16 protein-coding genes are annotated in these 19,782 nt (G+C 73.3%); 6 read left to right on the top strand and 10 right to left on the bottom strand.

Features of this window, described 5'->3' with window-relative positions:
- Positions 1 to 175 precede the first annotated feature (175 nt).
- The 5 genes from OG429_RS36275 to OG429_RS36255 all read right to left on the bottom strand — a co-directional run bounded on the left by OG429_RS36275 (position 176) and on the right by OG429_RS36255 (position 5,290).
- Entirely contained in the window at positions 176 to 1,534 is a 1,359-nt protein-coding gene (locus OG429_RS36275; protein WP_328929498.1) for a ricin-type beta-trefoil lectin domain protein, read from the bottom strand.
- Positions 1,535 to 1,681: 147 nt separating this feature from the next.
- The gene (locus OG429_RS36270; RefSeq protein ID WP_328929497.1) at positions 1,682 to 2,506 is read right to left on the bottom strand and encodes a crotonase/enoyl-CoA hydratase family protein; all 825 of its coding nucleotides are present in this window, start codon (positions 2,504 to 2,506) and stop codon (positions 1,682 to 1,684) included.
- Between the two features lie 223 nt (positions 2,507 to 2,729).
- Positions 2,730 to 3,917: an IS4 family transposase gene (locus OG429_RS36265; RefSeq protein ID WP_328926695.1), complete on the bottom strand. Its 1,188-nt coding sequence runs from the start codon at positions 3,915 to 3,917 to the stop codon at positions 2,730 to 2,732.
- A 58-nt stretch (positions 3,918 to 3,975) separates the two neighbouring features.
- A complete protein-coding gene (locus OG429_RS36260) occupies positions 3,976 to 4,626 on the bottom strand; it encodes an HAD family hydrolase (RefSeq protein WP_328929496.1) in 651 nt (216 codons plus the stop codon).
- Positions 4,627 to 4,672: 46 nt separating this feature from the next.
- The gene (locus OG429_RS36255; protein ID WP_328929495.1) at positions 4,673 to 5,290 is read right to left on the bottom strand and encodes a TetR/AcrR family transcriptional regulator; all 618 of its coding nucleotides are present in this window, start codon (positions 5,288 to 5,290) and stop codon (positions 4,673 to 4,675) included.
- 137 nt (positions 5,291 to 5,427) lie between these two features.
- Between OG429_RS36255 and OG429_RS36250 the strand changes: the two genes are divergently transcribed.
- A complete protein-coding gene (locus OG429_RS36250) occupies positions 5,428 to 6,858 on the top strand; it encodes an amidase (protein ID WP_328929494.1) in 1,431 nt (476 codons plus the stop codon).
- Between the two features lie 21 nt (positions 6,859 to 6,879).
- Here OG429_RS36250 and OG429_RS36245 read toward each other — a convergent pair whose 3' ends face one another.
- Complete coding sequence (locus OG429_RS36245) at positions 6,880 to 7,920, bottom strand: hypothetical protein (RefSeq protein WP_328929493.1); 1,041 nt, start codon at positions 7,918 to 7,920, stop codon at positions 6,880 to 6,882.
- Between the two features lie 173 nt (positions 7,921 to 8,093).
- On the opposite strand from OG429_RS36245, the gene OG429_RS36240 reads away from it, so the two are divergent.
- Positions 8,094 to 9,404 carry a phytase gene (locus OG429_RS36240; protein WP_405676846.1) on the top strand — a complete coding sequence of 437 codons (1,311 nt, stop codon included), beginning with the start codon at positions 8,094 to 8,096 and terminating at the stop codon, positions 9,402 to 9,404.
- Between the two features lie 32 nt (positions 9,405 to 9,436).
- On the opposite strand, the gene OG429_RS36235 is transcribed toward OG429_RS36240, so the two are convergent.
- Positions 9,437 to 10,018, bottom strand: coding sequence for a TetR family transcriptional regulator (locus tag OG429_RS36235; RefSeq protein WP_328929492.1), 582 nt, complete (start codon positions 10,016 to 10,018; stop codon positions 9,437 to 9,439).
- 103 nt (positions 10,019 to 10,121) lie between these two features.
- Here OG429_RS36235 and OG429_RS36230 point away from each other — a divergent pair, with 103 nt between their 5' ends.
- Positions 10,122 to 11,105, top strand: coding sequence for an aldo/keto reductase (locus tag OG429_RS36230; RefSeq protein ID WP_328929491.1), 984 nt, complete (start codon positions 10,122 to 10,124; stop codon positions 11,103 to 11,105).
- Between the two features lie 46 nt (positions 11,106 to 11,151).
- Here OG429_RS36230 and OG429_RS36225 read toward each other — a convergent pair whose 3' ends face one another.
- Positions 11,152 to 11,652, bottom strand: coding sequence for a hypothetical protein (locus OG429_RS36225; RefSeq protein WP_328929490.1), 501 nt, complete (start codon positions 11,650 to 11,652; stop codon positions 11,152 to 11,154).
- Positions 11,653 to 11,773: 121 nt separating this feature from the next.
- Here OG429_RS36225 and OG429_RS36220 point away from each other — a divergent pair, with 121 nt between their 5' ends.
- Positions 11,774 to 14,317: an MDR family MFS transporter gene (locus tag OG429_RS36220; protein WP_328929489.1), complete on the top strand. Its 2,544-nt coding sequence runs from the start codon at positions 11,774 to 11,776 to the stop codon at positions 14,315 to 14,317.
- A gap of 4 nt (positions 14,318 to 14,321) precedes the next feature.
- On the opposite strand, the gene OG429_RS36215 is transcribed toward OG429_RS36220, so the two are convergent.
- Both OG429_RS36215 and OG429_RS36210 read right to left on the bottom strand, forming a co-directional pair.
- Positions 14,322 to 15,557 carry an anhydro-N-acetylmuramic acid kinase gene (locus tag OG429_RS36215; protein WP_328929488.1) on the bottom strand — a complete coding sequence of 412 codons (1,236 nt, stop codon included), beginning with the start codon at positions 15,555 to 15,557 and terminating at the stop codon, positions 14,322 to 14,324.
- Positions 15,554 to 16,888, bottom strand: a complete 1,335-nt coding sequence (locus OG429_RS36210; protein WP_328930532.1) for an MFS transporter — start codon at positions 16,886 to 16,888, stop codon at positions 15,554 to 15,556. The genes OG429_RS36215 and OG429_RS36210 overlap by 4 nt, the downstream gene beginning before the upstream one ends.
- A 193-nt stretch (positions 16,889 to 17,081) precedes the next feature.
- Here OG429_RS36210 and OG429_RS36205 point away from each other — a divergent pair, with 193 nt between their 5' ends.
- Positions 17,082 to 17,504, top strand: a complete 423-nt coding sequence (locus OG429_RS36205) for a YjbQ family protein (protein ID WP_328929487.1) — start codon at positions 17,082 to 17,084, stop codon at positions 17,502 to 17,504.
- Between the two features lie 78 nt (positions 17,505 to 17,582).
- Complete coding sequence (locus tag OG429_RS36200; RefSeq protein ID WP_328929486.1) at positions 17,583 to 19,754, top strand: FUSC family protein; 2,172 nt, start codon at positions 17,583 to 17,585, stop codon at positions 19,752 to 19,754.
- Positions 19,755 to 19,782: the final 28 nt, after the last annotated feature.

Here is a 19,782-nt window from a genome sequence, read left to right as displayed (position 1 = left end):
TCCGAGACTTCCCGCCGAGCGGGACGGCCGCCATGGGCCCAGCCCCAGTCCGGAACTGGAGCTGTCCCCACCGCCCCTGCGGCAGTTGGCTGCCGGGGCGGCCGCGGAGGCGCGGCGGGTGAGGCCCGCCCCGTGCGCCGTACCGCCCGGGTACGGCGCACGGGGGTGGGCCGGGCTACTTCGGGGTGACCCAGACCTGGCGCTTGTTGGTGTTCGCCGTGTAGAGCTGGACCACGGTGCCGTTGGCGGTCGCGCCGCCGGTCACGTCGAGGACCTTGCCGGACGCCACGTGGACGATCTGGCCCTTGGCGTTGACGGACCAGCGCTGCGCCGCGGAGCCGTTGCAGTCGTAGAGGCTGATCTTGTTGCCGTTGGTGCTCGCGTTGCGCGCGTTGTCCAGGCACTTGCCGAACGCGCGGAACGTACCGTCCTTGCCGAGGATCCACGACTGCGCCGCGGAGCCGTTGCACGTGTAGAGCTGGATCTGCGTGCCGTTGGCCGCCTTTCCGCCCTTGACGTCGAGGCACTTGCCGCCGAGTCCGCTCACCTTGCCCTGCGGGGACAGCGCGGCGCCGGCACCGGCGGCGAGGAGGCGCAGGCCTTGCACGTCGAACTGCTGGACGTAGGTGCCCGCGCGCTTGTCCTGGTAGGCGTACGTGGGTGAGCACATGACCGGGAACTGGCCGGAGTCGGTGCCCTTGACGCAGTCGCTCTTGGTCAGGCTGCGGTTGGCGTGCGTCAGGCCCAGCGTGTGCCCGAGTTCGTGGCTGACGTGGTTGCGCATGTACGTCTCGCCCATGGCGGCCGTCGGCTTGCCGGCCGAGGTGAAGAACTCGTCGTCGATGTAGGCGTGTCCGCTGGTCACGGTGTCGGCCAGCGAGGACGCGGTGAAGCCGCAGCTGAGGTTCGCGCTGCCCGATCCGTCGCGGACCACCTTCCAGCCGGTACTGCCCATGCTGCCTTCCCCTGCGGGCGGGAGGCACGGGCGGTGCAGGACCCCGATGACCACTTCGCCCCTGGGCCTGACGTAGTCCCAGCCGACCGGCCTGGTGTCGACGGAGACCGGCAGGTTCGTGATCCGCCGCAGGTCCGCGGCGGATGCCTGTACGTACGGGGCCAGCCAGTCGGCGGACTTCTGGTCGTAGAACTTGATCGTGTAGCCGGTCTGCAGCCACTTGGTCGCGCCGCTCAGCTTCCACCCTTCACCCTGGGGCGGTGCGGGCGCGGCGGCCGCGGCCGACCTCGCCGCGGGCCGGGCTCCCTGTGCGCCGAGCGACATGACGCCGTCCTTGAAGGCCGTGGTGTCGCTGACCTGGGCGGCGGAGTCCTCCGCGTGCGAGTCGGGTGCCTCCGTGTGGGCGTCGGGTGCCTCCGCGGCCGGCGGCGCCGACTCGGAACGCGCCGCCTCAGGCGCGGTGCTCTCCGTGGTCCCGGTGTCCTCGGTGCCGAACGCGCTGGAGGGGAGTTGCAGACTTCCCACGATCGCCGCCGCGGCCGCCGCGGCGACGATGGATATCCGGTGCTTGCCTGTCAATCGCAAGTGCTCGTTGCCCTCTCATCGAGAATCTCTTCCCGCCTGCCCGCGCTGGCACGGGCGGCGGAAATCGGATCGATGATAGGCCAGCGCGCCAAAGGCCCACGCAGCCAGCCGAGTTGGCGGCCACGCGGGCCTCACCCCCTGTCAGGCGGGCCCGCTGCCGAGGCCGTGGCGTCCGGCTCCGGAAGCGAACCGGGCTGCCCCGGTCACGGCTTCGGCGGCGAGCGGGACGGTGCCGTGCCCGAATTCGATGGCAAGGGCGGTGCTCTCGTCGAGGCCTTCCTGTTCGAGGACCGACATGCGGTCGTGGCGCATGCAGGTCTGCGGGAACTGCGCCAGCTGCGCGGCGAGTTCCTGGGCCTTCTCCAACGCCTCTCCGGCGGGGACCACGCGGTTGGCGAGGCCGATGTGCAGGGCCTCGGCGGCATCGACCGCCCGGCCGGTGAGGATCATGTCCATCGCCCTGCTCGTGCCGATCAGGCGGGGCAGCCGTACGGTTCCGCCGTCGATCAGCGGTACACCCCAACGGCGGCAGAACACCCCGAACACCGCGCTTTCGTCGGCCACCCGGAGGTCGGCCCAGAGCGCCAGTTCCAGGCCGCCGGCAACCGCGTGTCCGCTGACGGCGGCGATGACCGGCTTGGAGAGCCGCATCCGGGAGACGCCCATGGGTCCGTCGCCGTCCGCGGCGACCCGGTTGCCCCTTCCGTCACTGATGGCCTTCAGGTCAGCACCGGCGCAGAAGGTCCCTCCCTCACCGTGGAGGACGGCCACGGCCGCTTCCGGGTCGGCGTCGAAGGCGCGGAACGCCTCGGCCAGCGCCGTCGCGGTGGTCCGGTCCACCGCGTTGCGGACGTGGGGCCGGTTCAGGCTGATCGTCGTCACCGCCCCCTGACGACTGACGCGTACGGGCTCGGAGGTCGTGCCGTGCGGTTCGTCGGTCGCACCGCCGGTCTTGGCCGTATTCATGACCGGCAGCCTAAGCGCAATGCCGTTGCTTTATGGCGGTTGGATCACGATGGCGTCGTGTGAGGGCCGGGTTGGCTGGGGCCAGTCGCGGTGGCGACTGGCCTTGGCCTTGTAGTTCGACATCTTGCGTTTGACGACCCGGGGCTGGCTGCGCAGTCGCCTCGGGGGCAGGAGCCGCTCGGTGACCTCGGCGCGGAAATGCCGCCAGGCCCTGTGCAGGTGGTCAGGGGGAAAAAGAGCCGGGCAGGATGGTCACGGTGCGGCGGGCCGCCCGCAGGGCGGTGGTGAAGGAGAGCCGGTCGCAGTCGACCGGCTCGGGACTACCGGCCGCCGCTTCGGCCATCAGTGCGCGCAGGGCGTGGTGCACCAGCAGGTGGGCATAGATCTCCTGGCGGACGCCGGTGGGGGTCTTGCTGGCCAGGACAACGGTCTTGGCGCCGCGCTGATGGGTCTTGATCTCGTCCAGGACGCTCTCGCACTCCCAGCGTTGCGGGTAGAGCGCGGCCAGGTCGGCGGCCGGGGCCCGGACCGGGTCCAGGACCGAGGTCAGCAGCACGTACTGGTCCTCGCCGGGTCGTCCCGGGTCGTCCAGGCGGTAGCGGATCACGCGGACCGCCACCGGCTCGCGGCCGGCCTTCTTGTCGTCTCCGGCCTGGATCACGGTGAGCCAGGACCCGTCGGGCAGTGTTTGCAGGACGGGCAGGCGGCGGTTGGTCTTGGCGCGGAAGCACAGGTCAGCGCCGCTGCTGGTCAGGGCTCGCCATAACCGGGTCGAGGGCAGGTTGCGGTCGCCCAGGACGAGCATGTCCTCGGTCAGTGAGCGTTCCAGGTCCTCGGCGAGGCGGACCTCGCCGTCATGCCAGCCGCCGAGCACCGCATCGACGACGGCGTGGGTGCCGCATTCGACCAGAGCGACGACCTGGACCTGCGGATATCCGCCGGTGCCTTCCCCGCGGCCGGTCCCAGGGCGGCCGAACTCAGCGGCGTTCGCCGCACTGTCGGCGACATCGAAACGGGTGCCGTCGATGGCCATCAGCCGCCAGCCCCTCCAGAACACCCCGGGCATCGCGGGCGTGCCCAGCGGTCGGGCGCATCTGTCGAACAGCGCGGCCATCGGTTCGACCCCGAGCCGTCCACGCGCCCGGAAGATGGCAGCCTTGCTCGGTGGATGCCACGACCCCCACAGCCCCGCCCACCGCAGGCCCTCAGCAAGGTGCCGCATGACCTCCAGATACGGCGCGGGCGAGAACAATGCCATCGCCAGCAGGAAGTACACCACCAGCCGGGCCGGCAACAGCCGCCGACGCTTCTCCGTCCGGTCGCACTGGGCCACGACCTCGTCCACCAGCCACGGCGGATACATCCGGGTCAGCACACCCACCCCGGCCAGATCCGGCAGAGACGACGCCATGCCACCACCCCCGATGACGTCGTCTCACCGATCCAGATCAATGTCAACGGCATTGAGCCTAAGCGGCCTCGAGGAGCCCGGGGAGTTCGCCCATGTCGTGGAAGACCGTGGTGCCGGGTCCCTCAAGCCGCTCCGCGGGGGTCAGCCCGCCCGCGTAGCCGAAGGCGCGCATTCCGGCAGCGCGTGCGGCCTGTACTCCCGGGCGGCTGTCCTCGACCACCACGCAGGCAGCGGGGTCGACGCCCATCTGCCGGGCGGCGTACAGGAAGAGGTCCGGGGCCGGCTTGCCCTGCGAGACCTCCGTGGCGCTGTAGATGCGGCCGGCGAAGCGTTCGTAGAGACCGGTCCGCCCGAGGGTGTGGCGCATCTTGTCGTGCGAACCGCTGGAAGCGACGCAGGTGGGCAGGGTGATCGCGTCGAGTGCCCCGGGCAGCCCCTCCACGGGCGACAACTCCGCGTCGACCGCCTCCCGGTGGAGTTCCGTGAACCGCTCCGTCCAGGTCACGGCTGCTTCCCGACCGAGCCGGGCGGCCACCTGCTCGGCGACGGACGCGTTGGAACGGCCGATGAACCGGTCGATGACCTCGTCCTCGGTGATGGGCCAGCCGAGTTCCGCTCCCAAGGCCACCTGGACGCGCGCGGCGATGCGCTCGCTGTCCACGAGCACTCCGTCGCAGTCGAATATCACCAGCTCTATGGGCTTGATCATCCCCGCAGCGTAGGCGGTTCCGTGCGGAGCGCACCACCGAGGTGCCTCAGAGCGGGCGCGGGACGGTCGCCGTGTCCCAGAGGCCGCTCAAGTGCGCGTGCAGGACGTCCTGGGCCTCCTGCGGGGTGAGGTGACCGATGAGGACGTGCGCGGTGAGGCCGTCCGCGAGCGCGAGGACGGCGCGGGCCTCCCGTCGCGCGTCGAGGGGGACGGCGCGTACCGCGCCCTCGCAGGCTTCGGAGATGAGACCGGTGAACGCTTCCTGCAGGGCCGCGTAGTTCGCCTTCAGCGTCTCGGCGAGCGCCTTGCTCACGGCGGCCTGCGCGACGAAGGCGAGCCAGACCCTGGCCTCGGCACGGTGCTCCTCCCCGAGCAGTGCGATCTCGGTGGCCGCGTGGCCCAGGGCTGAGGCTGCCGACTGGGCCGGGCTCCTGACGAGGCGGGCCTGTACGCGCTCGCCGATCCGTTCGCCGATGGACCCGAGAGCGAAGACGAGCATCTCTTCCTTGGTGCGGAAGCACCGCTGGACGGCGCCCATCGACACCTGTGCGCGGGCGGCGACGTCGCGCAGGGTCACGCCCTCCAGCCCGCGTTCGTCGGCGAGACGGCAGACGGCCTCGGCGATCAGCCGGCGTCGGCCCTCGTGGTCCACCTGCCTGGGCATGCCCGGTCGTCTCCCTGTTCCACCGCGGACTGTCGTGCGGCCACTCTATTCGATGCGAGCGCATCGGATCCCGGGCTATTGTTTCCGTTGTTCCGATGCGAGCGCATCGGAACAATCGAGTGGGGAGCGTACGAGTCATGCAAGAGGGGTTGTGGCAGAGGCCGGCCGCCGCGCAGGCGGAGGCCGTCCGCAGCGGAGAGGTATCGGCGGCGGAACTGGTGGAGAGCCACCTGGAGCGCATCGCCGCGGTCAACCCGCGGGTGAACGCGGTCACACAGCTCCTGGCGGAGCGGGCGCGCGAGGCGGCGGCGGACACCGACCGCAGGCGGGCCGCCGGTGAGGTGCTGGGGCCGCTCGCGGGCGTGCCGTTCACGGTGAAGGAGACCACCGCGGTCGAAGGCGCGGCGACCACGTTCGGCGTGGCGCGCTTCCGCGATCTGGTCGCGGCGGCGGACGCGCCCCCGGTGGCCCGGCTGCGCGCCGCCGGGGCCATCGTGATCGGGCACAGCAACGTACCCACCCTGATCCTGGCCGGGATGCACACGCGCAGCGAGCTGTTCGGCGACACGGCCAACCCGTGGGACCCGGCCCGGACGCCGGGCGGCAGCAGCGGGGGCGACGCGGTGGCCGTCGCCACGGGCATGGCGGCGCTCGGCCTCGGCAACGACTCCGGTGGCTCGATCCGCGTCCCGGCCCAGTTCTGCGGAGTGGCGGGGCTGAAGCCGACCACCGGGCGGTTCCCCGCCGACCACCGCGTCCTCGGCCCGGACGACCCCGGCCCGGCGTCCCAGATGCTGGTCACCGACGGCCCGTTGGCCCGGACCGTGGGCGATCTGAGGCTGGCGTACGAGGTGCTGGCGGGGACCGATCCGCGCGACCCGCGGGCCGTACCGGTGCCGGCGTACGGCGAACCCCTCCGCGGCCCGGTGAAGGTCGCGGTCGTGGCCGACCCGGGTGGGCACGGCGTCCATCCCACGGTGCGCGCGGCCGTCGAAGCCGCGGCCGGGGCACTGAGTGCCGCCGGATACGACGTGCGGGAGGTGGCGGACGTACCGAGGCTGGACGAGGCGCTGGACGCCTACGGCCGGATCACGGTGACCGAGTTCGCCCCGACCTGGCCGGCGGTGCGCGGGCTGCTCGGCGAAGGCGGGGACCGCTACATCGGGATGGCGATGGAGCGGACCCCGCCCGCGAGCGCGGACGAGCTGGTGAAGCTGATGGGAACCTGGATGAGCATCCGCCGCTCGTGGGCCGAATTCCTGCACGAGTACCCGCTCCTGCTCGGCCCGTCCTTCACCGAGCCACCGGTGGAGCCGGGGCTGGAGTCGCGGGACAGGGCGGGGCGGGACCGGGTCGCTTCGGGAATGCGGCTGTGCACGGCGACCAGTTTCGCGGGCGTGCCCGCCGTGGCCGTGCCGACGGGTCCGGCCGACGGGCTCCCCTGCGGAGTGCAGATCGTCGGACGCGCCTTCCGGGAGGACCTGTGCCTGGACGCGGCCCAGGCGGTCGAGGACCGGCTGGGAGTCCTCACACCGATCGACCCGCGGGGGGCCGGTCCGGCGGATTGAGCCCGCCGGTCACGCCCCGCGTCAGGCGCCGTCCCGGCTCTCCGTCGGCACGTCGTCGAACGCCGCCAGGGCTCCCCTCAGCGTGCCGATCGTCTCGGACGCCAGCTCGCGCAGGAACGCGGGACACACCCACGCGTCCAGCGGCTCGTCCTCGCCGGGCCCGTCGCCCCCTTCGCCGTCCTCGCCGTCCTCGCCGTCCTCGTCCCACCCGTCATACTCGGCGATCTCGGCACGGCCGCCCGGGCTGCGCAGCAGGTAGCCGACCTGGCTCGCGTAGTCCGGGTCGCCGGTATCGGGATGCTCACCGGGGCCGTGGGCGCACGGACCGTCCTCCAGCAGCGCGACGGCGGCCTCGACCCCCTTGACCATCGAGGCCGGTACCGAGCGGTCGGTGATCCTCTCCGACGCCGCGTACCAGCAGGTCGCGTTCATGGTCACGAGGTAGCCCGCGAGCACTCCGCGGGTCGGCCGGGCAGGAAGGCAGGCGGCCTCGTCGATCAGCACGTCGTGCGGATCGCAGTACGGGTAGTCGTTCACGATCCCCGACAGGGTGCTGATGGAACTCTGGTGGTCCGCCGGCGCGCCCACGGGGATCCGGCGGACGGTGAGCGGCGCGATCACGTCCACGGCGAGGCGCGCCCAGCCCGCCACGTTGCCCGGGCACAGCACCTTGCCGGCGTCGACGTCGGCGTCCTGTCCCGGGAGTTCGCCGGTCAGCAGCCCGTTGTCACCCAGCCAGATCTCGTCCTCGATCCAGTCCATCTCCGACTCGTACGGGTGGTCTTCGTGCGAGCAGGCCCGGCGACCCAGCTCCTTGACCGCGGCGCGCAGGGCGTCGAGGGCGGCGCGCTCGGCCTCCCGCACCGGACGCCGGGCGAGGTGGCCCGACATCGCCAACAGCCCGGACACCCACACGTGGGCCTGTTCCCCGCCCGGGTCGGCGGAGAGCCTGCGGGCGCAGTCCAGGACGAAGGGGTCCGCTTCGTCCGCGGGGGACGTGTCACGGATGCGCTGCCAGGCTTCGGCGAGCTGCTCGACGGTGAGGTCGGTAATGTCAGTCACGACCGACACGACGAAGATCGCTCCCCGCGCGGTTCCCACGCGCCGGGTGCGGACCCGCCCGAAACCCGCACAGCTGATGAAGTGTTCACGTCAACTCCACCCCGGGATGGGGCACCGGCTACGAACCGTGCCGAACGTGGTCACGATCTGTTCCGACGTGAAGGAGCCGCTTCGTGCCCCTCTCCCGCATTCGACGGCCGGGCGTGATCGCCGGCGTCGTCGCCCTCGCGGCGCTCGCCGCGGCCGTGCCCGCGCAGGCCCACACCTCTCGGACCGGGCCCGCCCCGTTGCCGGCGGTCACCGCCCGGGCCGAGACCGCCGCCCTGTACGACGACGAGGCCGGCGGCAACGCGAACGCCGACGACCCGGCGATCTGGCGCAACGCGGCCGACCCCGGCCGCAGCCTCGTCGTGGCCACGGCCAAGGAGGGAGGGCTGCGGGTCTACGACCTCGACGCCCAGCAGATCCAGTCCGTGCCCGCGCCGAGCAGCCCCGCACCCGGCGACGCACCCGGCCGCTTCAACAATGTGGACCTCGTCCACGGGCTGCGGCTTTCGACGGGACGCGCCGACCTGGCCGTGACCAGCGACCGCGGAAACGACCGGCTGCGCTTCTACCGCATCGACCCCGCCCGGCCCGGCGGGCCGCTCACCGACGTCACCGATCCGGCGGTCCGGCCCGTCTTCTCCGCCGACCAGCACGAGGTCAACGAGCAGCGGACGGCCTACGGCCTCGCCACCTGGACCGACCGGGCCACCGGCCGCGCCTACGCACTCGTCAGCCGGCGCAAGACCACCACCGTCGCCCTGCTCGAACTCGTGGCCACCGGCTCCGGCACCGTCGACTACCGCAAGGTCCGCACCCTCGACCTGCCTTCCTCCTTCCGCCTGCCGGACGGCGCTTCCTGGTCCCCGTGCGCGGAACCCGGTGAACTGCCCCAGGTCGAAGGCATGGTGGTCGACCCGGACGACGGCACGCTCTACGCGGGCCAGGAGGACATCGGCATCTGGCGCCTGCGGGCCGACCTCACGGCGGCCCCGCAACTGGTCGACAAGGTCCGCGAGTACGGAAGGCCCGGCACCTACGACGCGGAGACCGAGGAGTGCACTCCGGGGCCCGATCCCGGTTTCGGCGGCCGCCGGCTCGCGGCCGACGTCGAAGGGCTCACCTTGATCACGCAGCCTGACGGCGACGGTTACCTGCTCGCGTCGAGCCAGGGCGACAACACCTTCGCGGCCTACGACCGTGAGAGCGACGAGGGCAACGAGTACGAGGGCGGCTTCCGCGTCACCGCGTCCCGCACCCTGGACGGCTCCGAGGAGTGCGACGGCGCCGCGGCCCTGGGCGCCCCTCTCGGGAGCAAGTACCCGAAGGGCCTCCTCGTCGTCCAGGACGGACACGAGACGCCCCAGGCCGCGGAGCGCACCGCCACCGGCTTCAAGTTCGTGGACCTCGGCAAGGTCCTGGAAGCCCTCGACGACTGACGGACCGGAGCCGATCCCGCCGCGCCGGCACCCTAATCCCCGGGCGGCGCGATCATCCGGCGTACGGACTCCACCATCGCCGCCCGGTGGCGGGCGAGTTGCCCGGGCGCCCAGGCGGTGCCGGTCTCGTCTGCCGCCGGACCGCCCACCGCGCCGAACCACGCCTGGGACATGGCGATCACCAGCGTCAGCACATCGGCGGCGTCCATCCCGGCGTCGATCCGCCCCGCTTCCTGCGCCCGCCGCACGGCCGCGATCTTGCCCCGGTAGGACGCGGCCGTCGTGTCCGTGTTCCCCGGACGCTCCAGCTGCTTCCAGAGCACCAGACGCATCAGCGACGGCCGCTCGACGAGGTGGTCGAAGACGGCGCCCGCGTAGCCGGGCAGGTCGTCGGCGTCGAACGGTACGGACTCCGATCCGACCTCCAGGGCCTGCTGGAGCACGGCGTCGAAGAGCTGCTCCTTGTTGCCGTAGTAGACGTAGATGAGCCGCTTGTTCGCCTGCGCGGCCTCGGCGATGCGGTCGACCCGCGCACCGGCGATGCCGTACGCGGCGAACTCGGAGAAGGCCGCGTCGAGCAGGCGGGCCTTGGTCGCGCTGGAATCCCGTGCCATACCTCACACCCTAGCAAGTAACTATCTGGTTATTGACATCGCCGCAAGGCAGGGTGCAAGCTCTATCTATCCAGTTAGTTACTTACTCGCCAGGGAGACCCCGATGGACATCCGCACACTGGGCAGCCAGGGACTGAAGGTCGGCGCCGAAGGACTCGGGCTGATGGGCATGAGCGCCCACTACGGGGCCACGGACGAGACCGAGTCCCTCGCCACCATCGACCGCGCCCTGGAGCTCGGCGTCACACTGCTCGACACCGCCGAGGGCTACGGCCCGTTCCGCAACGAACGGCTTCTCGGAAAGGCGCTGACCGGCCGCCGCGAATCCGCCGTGGTCGCGACGAAGACCGGCATCGAGTTCACCGACGAAGGAGCCTTCGTCGGCCACAACGCGACCCCCGACTACATCCGGCGCTCGGCCGACCGCTCCCTGCGCCACCTGGGCACCGACCACATCGACCTCTACTACCTGCACCGCATCGACCCGGACGTGCCCGTCGAGGAGAGCGTGGGCGCCCTGGCCGATCTCGTCGCCGCCGGAAAGGTCCGCCACATCGGCCTGTGCGAGGCCGCGCCCGCCACCATCGCCCGCGCCCACGCCGTCCACCCGCTGGCCGCCGTACAGACCGAGTACAGCCTCTTCGAGCGCGGCATCGAGCACGACGGCGTCCTCGACACCCTGCGCGCGCTCGGCATCGGGCTCGTCGCCTACTCCCCGCTCGGCCGGGGGTTCCTCTCCGGCGCCATCACCAGCCCTGACGACTTCGCCGCCGACGACTTCCGCCGCACCGACCCGCGCTTCCAGGGCGAGAACTTCCACCGCAACCTGGCCGTCGTCGAGCAGGTGCGCCGCCTCGCCGCCGAGAAGGGCGTCACGCCTTCGCAGCTCGCCCTGGCATGGACCCTGCACCAGGGCGCGGTGCCCATCCCGGGCACCAAGCGCCGCCGCTACCTGGAGGAGAACATCGCCGCCGCCGCCGTGACGATCAGCGACACGGACCTGGCCGCCATCGACGCCGTGGCCCCGCACGGCGTGGCCTCGGGCGACCGCTACTCCCCCGAGCTGATGAAGTCGCTGAACGGCTGACCGGCCCACGGGACCCGGACCGCGACGCCCGGCGGGCCGCGCGGGTTCAGCGGCCGCCGCGGTGGTCGTAGACCGTGAGGGACAGGGCCTTCACCGCCGCCTGGGCCCGTTCGGCGTCCAGGCCCTGGTCAACGGCTTCCAGGGCCGCGGCCGCCGACACCCTTACGGCCAGGGGCAGGCCGTCGTAGGCGGCGACCCGGTAGGCGACGGTACGGCGGGCATCGCGTTCCGCGTCGGTCACGCCCTCCGCAGTGAGGGGGAAGACCGCGGACTGGTAGGTCGCGATGCTCACGAGGACCGCGTCGGCGATCCCTTCCGCGTACCCGTCGACCCGGGTGACGGCCCGCTCCGGCTGGAAGAACTCCACCACCTGGCGGCGGGAGAGGAACGAACCGATCCCCGCGCCCAGGCCGGCCGCTCCCCCGGCGACCAGAGCCGCCGACCGGCCACCCAGGAGAAGACCGAAACAGGCGCCGCCGACCGCCCCGCACGTCACCAGCACAAAGGTGATCATCAGGTGCAAGCGGGAGGCGATCGTGGACGTCATGACCAGCAGTATGCACAGCGCCCCGGGAGCACGAAGCGGCCGTCGGAGCCGAAGTGGGCCGCGTACGGACGATTTGCCTGATGGCCCCACCGCTGTCGGACCGCTGTACTACCTTTTCCCCGTGGACCAGTTGATCACCGAAGACCCGATCCGCATAGGCCCGTACCGCCTGATCGCCCGGCTGGGCGCCGGCGGTATGGGCCTGGTCTATCTGGGTCGCTCCGAGGGCGGCCGCACCGTGGCCGTCAAGGTCGTGCAGGCCGAGTACGCCGGGCACCCCGAGTTCCGCCGGCGCTTCGCCCGTGAAGTGGCCGCCGCGCGGCGCGTGGGCGGGAGTTGGACGGCGGCCGTGCTCGACGCCGACCCGGACGCCGCCGTGCCCTGGGTGGCGACCCAGTACATTCCGGGGCCCGATCTGCACACCGTGGTGGCCCAGGACTTCGGGCCGTTGCCCGAGCACTCGGTGCACACGCTCGCCAACCGCCTGGCCGTCGCCCTGCAGGCCGTGCACGAGGCGGGCCTGATCCATCGTGACCTCAAGCCGTCCAACGTCCTCGTCACCGTCGACGGGCCCCGGGTCATCGACTTCGGCATCGCCCGGGCGATGGACAGCCTCACCGGGGACAGCCTGCACACCCACACCGGCATGCTGATCGGCTCCCCCGGCTTCATGTCGCCGGAACAAGTCCGCGGTCTCGAACTCACCCCCGCCAGCGATGTCTTCTGCCTGGGCGCCGTCCTGGTCTACGCCGCCACCGGGCGCCTCCTGTTCGGCGCCAAGGACACCGGCCTGAACGCCCACCTCTTCAGGATCGCCGAGGAGGAGGCGGACCTCACCGGCGTACCGGAAACGCTGGTCGACCTCGTACGCGAATGCCTGCACAAGGACCCTGCGAGGCGGCCCACCCCCCAGCAGGTGGCCGCGCGCACGGCGACGGATCAGGCGACGGATCAGGCGACGGAGTGGCTGCCGGGCGCGGTGTTGGCACAACTCGGCCGCCATGCCGCCCAGTTGCTGGACTACGCCCCCGCAACACCCGCTGGATCCCCCACCGAAGCCCCCGCCGAGGCACCCACGGCGCAGCCGGACCCCCGCATCCCGCCCCCGCGGCCTCAGCCCCAGGACCTGGCCCGGGCCCAGCCGCTGCCCCCGCCGCCGCCCGCGTACTCCCCGACGACTTTCGCGCACGGCGGCCCCGGGCAGGGCTTCGGACCGCCCCCGGGCCCCTGGCCCGCGCCCCCGCACCCCCGGCGCTGGTGGGGTCTGCCGGTCATCGCCCTGGCGCAGCTGTTGGTGCTGCTCGACACGGCGACCTTCAACATGGCGGTACCGGCCGTACAGGCCGACCTCGGACTTCCCTCCCACGGTCTGGCCTCGATGTTCAGGGCCTACGCGCTCGCCTTCGGCGGCGTGCTGCTGCTGGGCGGGTACGTCGCCGACCTCGTGGGGCGCAAGCTCGTCTTCGTCATCGGACTGGCCGGATGTGCGGCGGCCTCCGCGCTCGCCGGCTCGGCCGGCGATTCCGGCCTGCTGGTCTGGGCCCGCGGCTTGCAGGGCCTCTCCGGCGCGCTGCTGACGGCGTCCGCGCTGGCCCTGGTGGCCACGGGCTTCACCGACCCGAAGGAACGCGGCAGGGCCTTCGGGATCTACGCCGCGATCACCGGCGGCGGTTCGGCGCTCGGGCTGCTCACGGGCGGCTGGCTCATCGAATCCCTGAGCTGGCGGGTGTCCCTGTACGCCTCCGTCCTCCTCGCCGTGATCGCCCTGATCAGCGCGTTCCCCCTGGTCCACGACCGCCTGGGCACTACCGGCGCCCGCTTCGACGGGCTCGGCCTGCTGCTCGGCACCGGTGCGCTCGCCACCCTCACCTACGGCCTCACCGAGGTCGATGCCCTCGGCTGGACGGCCCCTCTGGTCCTCGTCCTGTTCGCGGTGGGCGTCGCCCTGTTCGTGACCTTCCTGTGGTGGCAGACCAGGACGGCGGGCCGGCACCCTTCGCCGTACGGCGTCGCGGGCCGCGACCGCGTCGGCTGCGTCCTCGTCATGCTCCTGGCCGGCGTCGCCGTCCTGGCCTCGTTCCCGTCCATGACCTTCTACCTGCAGAGCGTCCTCGGCTACACCCCGGCCATGACCGGAGTGGCCCTCCTGCCCATGGTCGCCGCGGTCGTCATCGGTTCCACCCAGCTCTCCGCCCGCCTGCAGCACCGCTTCGCACCGCGCGTCCTGATCGCGGCGGGCCTGGTGACCGCGGCTCTGGGGCTGGTGCTCCTGACCGGACTCACGGTCGACGGGGCCAACGTGGTCCAGGTACTGCCCGGCATGCTCCTCATGGGCCTCGGCATCGGCGTGGCCTTCATGCCGGTCCTCGCCGTCGCGACCGCCGTCGCCCCGCAGCACTCCGGCGCCGCCTCGGCGACCGTCACCGTGGCCCAGTACGTGGGCGGGGTGCTCGGCAGCGTGCTGCTCAGCAGCATCGTCGTCACCCGCCTGCGCAACTCGGCATGGCCGTCCGGGCCGGCCGGCGAAGCACTGCTGGGCGGCTACACCACCACCCTCTGGTGGGCGGTCGGCAGCATGCTGCTCGCGGGGCTGCTCGCCGGGCTGCTGGTCACGGCCAAGACGCCCGAGGACGACGTACCGGCGGTGCACCCGGCAGTCCGGTAGGACGTCAGGCGGCCGGTGGCGGGGTGACCTTCAGGATGTGGGGCGCCCGCGTGAGCGGCGTGGGCAGGCGCAGCGGCGTGCGGCCCGGGGTCAGGGAGCCGAGGACCCGGGGGCCTGCCGCGCCCGTGCACTGCGCCGCCGTGCCAGGCAGGCCGTGCAGGGTGAGGTAGCCCAGCACGGCGAAGGCGTACGCCTCCTTGGCGGCGCTGGGCAGCCCGACCGCGTCCGAGGTGCGCAGCCGTACCGCGGCGCCGAGTTCCTGCCCGAGTGCGGCCATCAGGACGGGGTTGCGGGTGCCGCCGCCGGAGGCGAGCACCTCGGTGACTCCGTACGGGCGCAGGGCGTCGGCGACGGTGCGGGCGGTGAGCCGGATGAGGGTGGCCAGGACATCGGGGGCCGGGAGCGGGCCGACCGCGTCCAGGGCCGTACGCAGGTAGCCGGAGTGGAACAGCTCCCGGCCGGTGGTCTTGGGCGCGGGCAGGCCGTAATAGGGCTCGGCGAGCAGGTGGTCGAGCAGCGGCCGGTGGACGGTGCCGCGGGCCGCCAGGCGGCCGTCGGTGTCCCGGTCGAGGCGCCCGGCGGTGAAGTGGCGGGCCGCGGCGTCGAGTAGGGCGTTGCCGGGCCCGGAGTCGAAGGCGGCCGGGGTGCCGTCCGGGGCGAGCACGGTGGCGTTGGCGATGCCCCCGACGTTCAGCGCGGCCGGTACGCCGCGGTGCCCGCGCAGCAGCATGCGGTCGATCAGGCCGATCAGCGGCGCGCCCTGTCCGCCGGCGGCGACGTCGCGGGTCCGGAAGCCGGAGACGACGGGGAGTCCGGTCGACTCCGCGATCCACGCGGGTTCGCCCAGCTGAAGGGTGCCGTGCACGAGGCCGCCGTCCGCCCAGTGGAAGACGGTCTGGCCGTGCGAGGCGATCAGATCCGCCCGGCCCGCGCAGAGTTCGCGATCGGCCCGGGCGGCGAGAGCCGCGAACGACTGCCCGATCCGGGTGTCGAGCCGGCACACGTCGGCGAGGGTGGTGCGGCCGGGCGGGAGCGCTGCCGCCAGCGCGTGGCGCAGCTCCTCGTCGTACGGCTCGCTGACCATGCCGAGCGGGGTGAGGCGCAGCACGGGGCCGTCGCACGTGATGCGGGCGGCCGCGGCGTCGACGGCGTCGCAGGAGGTGCCGGACATCAGGCCGATGACGGTGGTCGACGGCTCGGGCGATGCGGACGGTGCGGGCGGCGCCGTGGGGTGGGTCATCGCAGGGGCCTTCGGTGGTCGTCGGAACGCAGCGTGAGCAGGGCGGGCAGGGACAGCGCGCAGGCGCCCGCCGCGTAGAGGGCCGGAACGTCCGGGTTGCCGGTGTGCCGTACGAGCGCGGTGACGATCAGGCCCGCGCATCCGGAGAAGACGGCGTTGGAGAGCGCGTAGGCCAGGCCCAGTCCCGTGCTGCGGACGCGCGTCGGGAACATCTCGGCGAGCAGGGCGGGGCCCGGACCGGCCAGGAGTCCGATCATCGCGCCGGCCGCCGCCAAGGTCGCGGCTTTGGCCGCGACGGAGGTGCCGGGGTCGCGCAGGAGGTGCAGGACCGGTACGGCTGTCAGGACCACGAGGATGCTGCCGGTGAGCATGACGGCACGTCGGCCGACCCGGTCGCTGAGTGCCCCGGCGGGCAGGATCGCGGCGGCGAACCCGAGGTTGGCGATGACGGTGGCGGCCAGGGCCTGCTGGAAGGTGGTGCCCAGGGTGACCTGGAGGTAGGAGGGCAGTACGACGAGGAAGGTGTAGCCGGCCGCGGACCAGCCCATGATCCGGCCGACGCCGAGGACGACGGCGCGGGCCGTGCCGGCCGCTCCCGGGGCGGCCGCCCGGCCGTGGGCCCGGCCCGGGGTGCCGGCGGACCCGGGCGTCACGTCCCCCGGCCGTCCCCGGCCGACGGGCGCGGCAGCGGCAGCGGCGCCGGGCGTGGCGGTCTGCGGGAGTCGGAGCCGCAGCGACAGTGCCACGGCGCCCAGCGGCAGGGCGAGCAGGAACGGGATGCGCCAGCCCCACGCGTACAGGGCGCTCTCGGAGAGCAGGGTCGCCAGGCCGGCGGCGACGCCCGCCCCCGCGAGGAGCCCGAGCGCGACGGTGCAGGACTGCCAGGCGCCGTGGCGGCCACGACGGCCCGCTGGCGCGTTCTCGGTCAGGAGGCTCACGGCGCCGCCGAACTCGCCCCCGGCGGAAAAGCCCTGGACAGCGCGCAGCAGGGTCAGCAGCCACGGTGCGACCGCGCCGGCGGTGGAGTACGCGGGCAGGAATCCGATCAGGGTGGTGGCGCCGGTCATCAGGGAGACGGCGAGCACGAGCGCGGTCCGGCGGCCCGCCCGGTCCGCGAGCCGCCCGAAGACGAGAGCGCCCAGCGGACGGAAGAAGAAGGCGATGGCGAAGGCGGCGTAGGTCGCGATGAGCGCCTGGGTCCGGTCGCCGCCGTCGGGAGTGAAGAAGCGAGCTGCGATGACGGTGGCGAAGGAGCCGTAGACACCGAACTCGTACCATTCCGCGAAGTTGCCGACGGACCCGGCGACGAGTGCGCGCCGGGCGGAGGGCATACGGACGGGCGCGGACGGGGCCGCGGGCGCGGCGGACACCGCGGGCCGGCTCGGTGGGCGGGAGGCGGGGAGGGCCACAGGGGCTGGCTGCCCGGGCGGGCGCCCGCCGATGCGCGGTGCGGGCGGTTTTCAACGGATCGGCCGCACGGTGCGGCGGCCGGGGCGCGCACGGGGGCCGCGAGACGATGCACGGATGCCAGACACCTTCACCAGCCGGACCATCGACGTCCGCACCGGCACGTCGGAAACCGTCCACGACCTGACCACCGCGTGCGCGGAGTTCTTGAGAGGGGCCGCCCGGGGGCGGGACGGGCTGCTCAACGTGTTCACCCCGCACGCGACGGCGGGACTCGCCGTCATCGAGACGGGCGCCGGCAGCGACGACGACCTGCTGGGGGCCCTGCGTACGCTGCTGCCCGCGGACGACCGCTGGCAGCACCGGCACGGCTCCCCCGGGCACGGCCGCGACCACGTGCTGCCCGCGTTCGTGCCGCCGCACATGACCCTTCCGGTGGTCGGCGGCGAGCTCGCGCTGGGGACCTGGCAGTCGGTCGTACTGGTCGACACCAACCGGGACAACCCCGACCGCACGGTGCGGCTGTCCTTCCTGGGCTGATCCCGGTACGGGCGCCCGCCCGACCGGCACGTCCGTCCGTGTGTGGTGGCTTTCCCCGGGCGGCCCGATGCTGGAGTCATGGGCGCCCAACGCGACGCAGGCGTCGGCCGCGGCCCCGCGAGCGTCACACAGCGCGCGGTGCGCACCACCCTCGCCGCGTGTGCCGGGTTCTTTGTATGCCTGTACGGGCTGGACCGGACCGTGGCGGCGACGTACGCCCTGTTCTCGGTGGTGTCCCTGGGGGCCCTTTCCCACATCCCCGGCACCGGGCGCCAGCGGGCGGCCGTCATGGTCAAGGCCACGCCCGTGGCCTGGGTGCTGATCACGGCCGGCACCTACCTCGCGGTGCGGACCTGGAGCGCCGTGGCCGGCATGCTGCTGATCGGCTTCGTCCTGGCCTTCGTGGCGGCTGCCGGGCCCCGGGCGGCGGGAGCCGCTCCCGGGCTGCAGCTGCTCTACATCCTGCCGTGCTTCCCGCCCTACGCACCGGACACCCTCGGCGACCGTCTCGCGGGGGCGACCTTCGGCCTCGCACTGCTGCTCCTCGCCGAGATCTTCGTGCTGCCCGAGCCGCCCACCCGCGCCTACCGGCTACTGGCCGCCGAGGCGGCCGGCACCGCGGCCCTCTGTGCCGCCGAGCTCGGCCGCGCACCGTACACGCTGTCCGCCGCTTCGACGGAGGCGGCCCGGGCGGCCGGAGAGTCGCTGCGGCCCTCCCGGGTCGCCGAGGCCGACCGCCCCGCCGGGCCGGGCCTGCGGGACCGCGCCCTCGCCCACGCGGGCATGGTCTGCCGCACGCTCCTCGGCCGGCTGGCGAACCTTCCCCCGCCGCCCGGCGGCGGCCCGCCTCCGGCGCAGGGGTCCGACCTGCTCTTCGCGGTCGGCGGGGCCGCCACCGAGAGCGCGGCCCTGCTGAACGGAACGGACGAGGCGACCGACGCGGCCGGCGCCCTGCGGCGCGTACGGGAGGATGCCGCGGAAGCCGCCGCGGTGGAGCAGCTCTCGACCGCGGCACGGGGCCGGCGCCGGGCGGCGCTGATGGAGGCGGCGGCCGCCGCCGTGGCCTTCACGACGGCGTCCGAACTGGCGGTACGGGGCCGGCGCGCGCCGCTGCCGGCCGAGACCGACCGGGCCCGCTTCTGGTACGCCGGTCAGCGTGCGCCCCGCCTGTGGTGGCACCGGCTGGTGGCACACGCCGGGCCTCGGTCCGTGTACTTCCAGAACGCCGTACGGATCAGCTTCGCGCTCGCCGCCGCCCGTACGGTCGCGGGCGTGGACTCATTGCCCCACGGCTTCTGGGCGATGCTGGCCGTCCTCAGCCTGACCCGGACCACGGCCTCCCAGACCCGCGCGACCGTGCGTCAGGCACTCACCGGCACGCTGCTCGGCGCCCTGGTCACCGCGGTCCTGCTGTTCCTGATCGGCGGCCGTACCACCGTCTACGCCGTCGCCCTGCCGGTCATCATGCTGATCGCGTTCCGGGTGGGGCCGGTACGGGGCGTGGGCTGGGCCCAGGGCATGTTCACCCTCGTCGTGGCCTTCGTCTTCGCGCAGCTGGCACCGGTGACGTGGCAACTGGCCGAGGTGAGGTTCCTGGACGTGATCGTCGGCAGCCTCATCGGCGTCGTGTTCGGGCTGCTCGCCTGGCCCCGGGGCGCGCAGGAGGAACTGCACAGGGCGGTCGCGCTGCTGCTGACGCGGGCCGCCGAGACGGTCGAGAGCGCCTCGGCCGCCGCGGTGGCGGGCCGACCGGGACGTACCCTCGACGACCGGCCGCTCCGGAAGGCGCTGCTGCTGGCGGAGTCCGCGTTCGCGCAGCGGCAGGGCGAGCCCCGCGGGCCCGCCGACGCCGCGCCGGACTGGCAGGCGGCCATGATGGCGGGCCATCACGTGCTGTGGGGATCGCGGCGGGTGCTCGGCCACGGGGGGCCGGCCCTCGACGAGGACAACGGGGCGTGGCTGCACGGCCGGGCCGACGGGGTGACCAGGCGGCTGCGCGAGGCCGCGCGATGGGCGGGTACGGGCCTGGCGCCGGGCGGAGCACCCGGGCCCGGCGGCGGGCTCACGCCCGAGCCCGATGGCGGCCCGAATTCCGGGCCGGTCGCCGGGCCGGACGCCGGGTCCGATGTGCCGCCGCACGTCGCCCCACTGCGGTTCTTCACCGCCCTCGCCTGGCTCGATTCGCTCGCCACCGACATCGAGCGCATGACGGCATCCGACCGCTCCCCCGGCCCGGCCGGCCCGGCCTGATCACCTCGGCGCCGGACGGGCGGCCCCC

It is taken from the genome of Streptomyces sp. NBC_00190 (assembly GCF_036203305.1).
GTDB lineage: Bacteria > Actinomycetota > Actinomycetes > Streptomycetales > Streptomycetaceae > Streptomyces.
The sequence above is the reverse complement of the archived record's forward strand: the minus strand, read 5'-3'. Positions and strand labels throughout refer to the sequence as shown.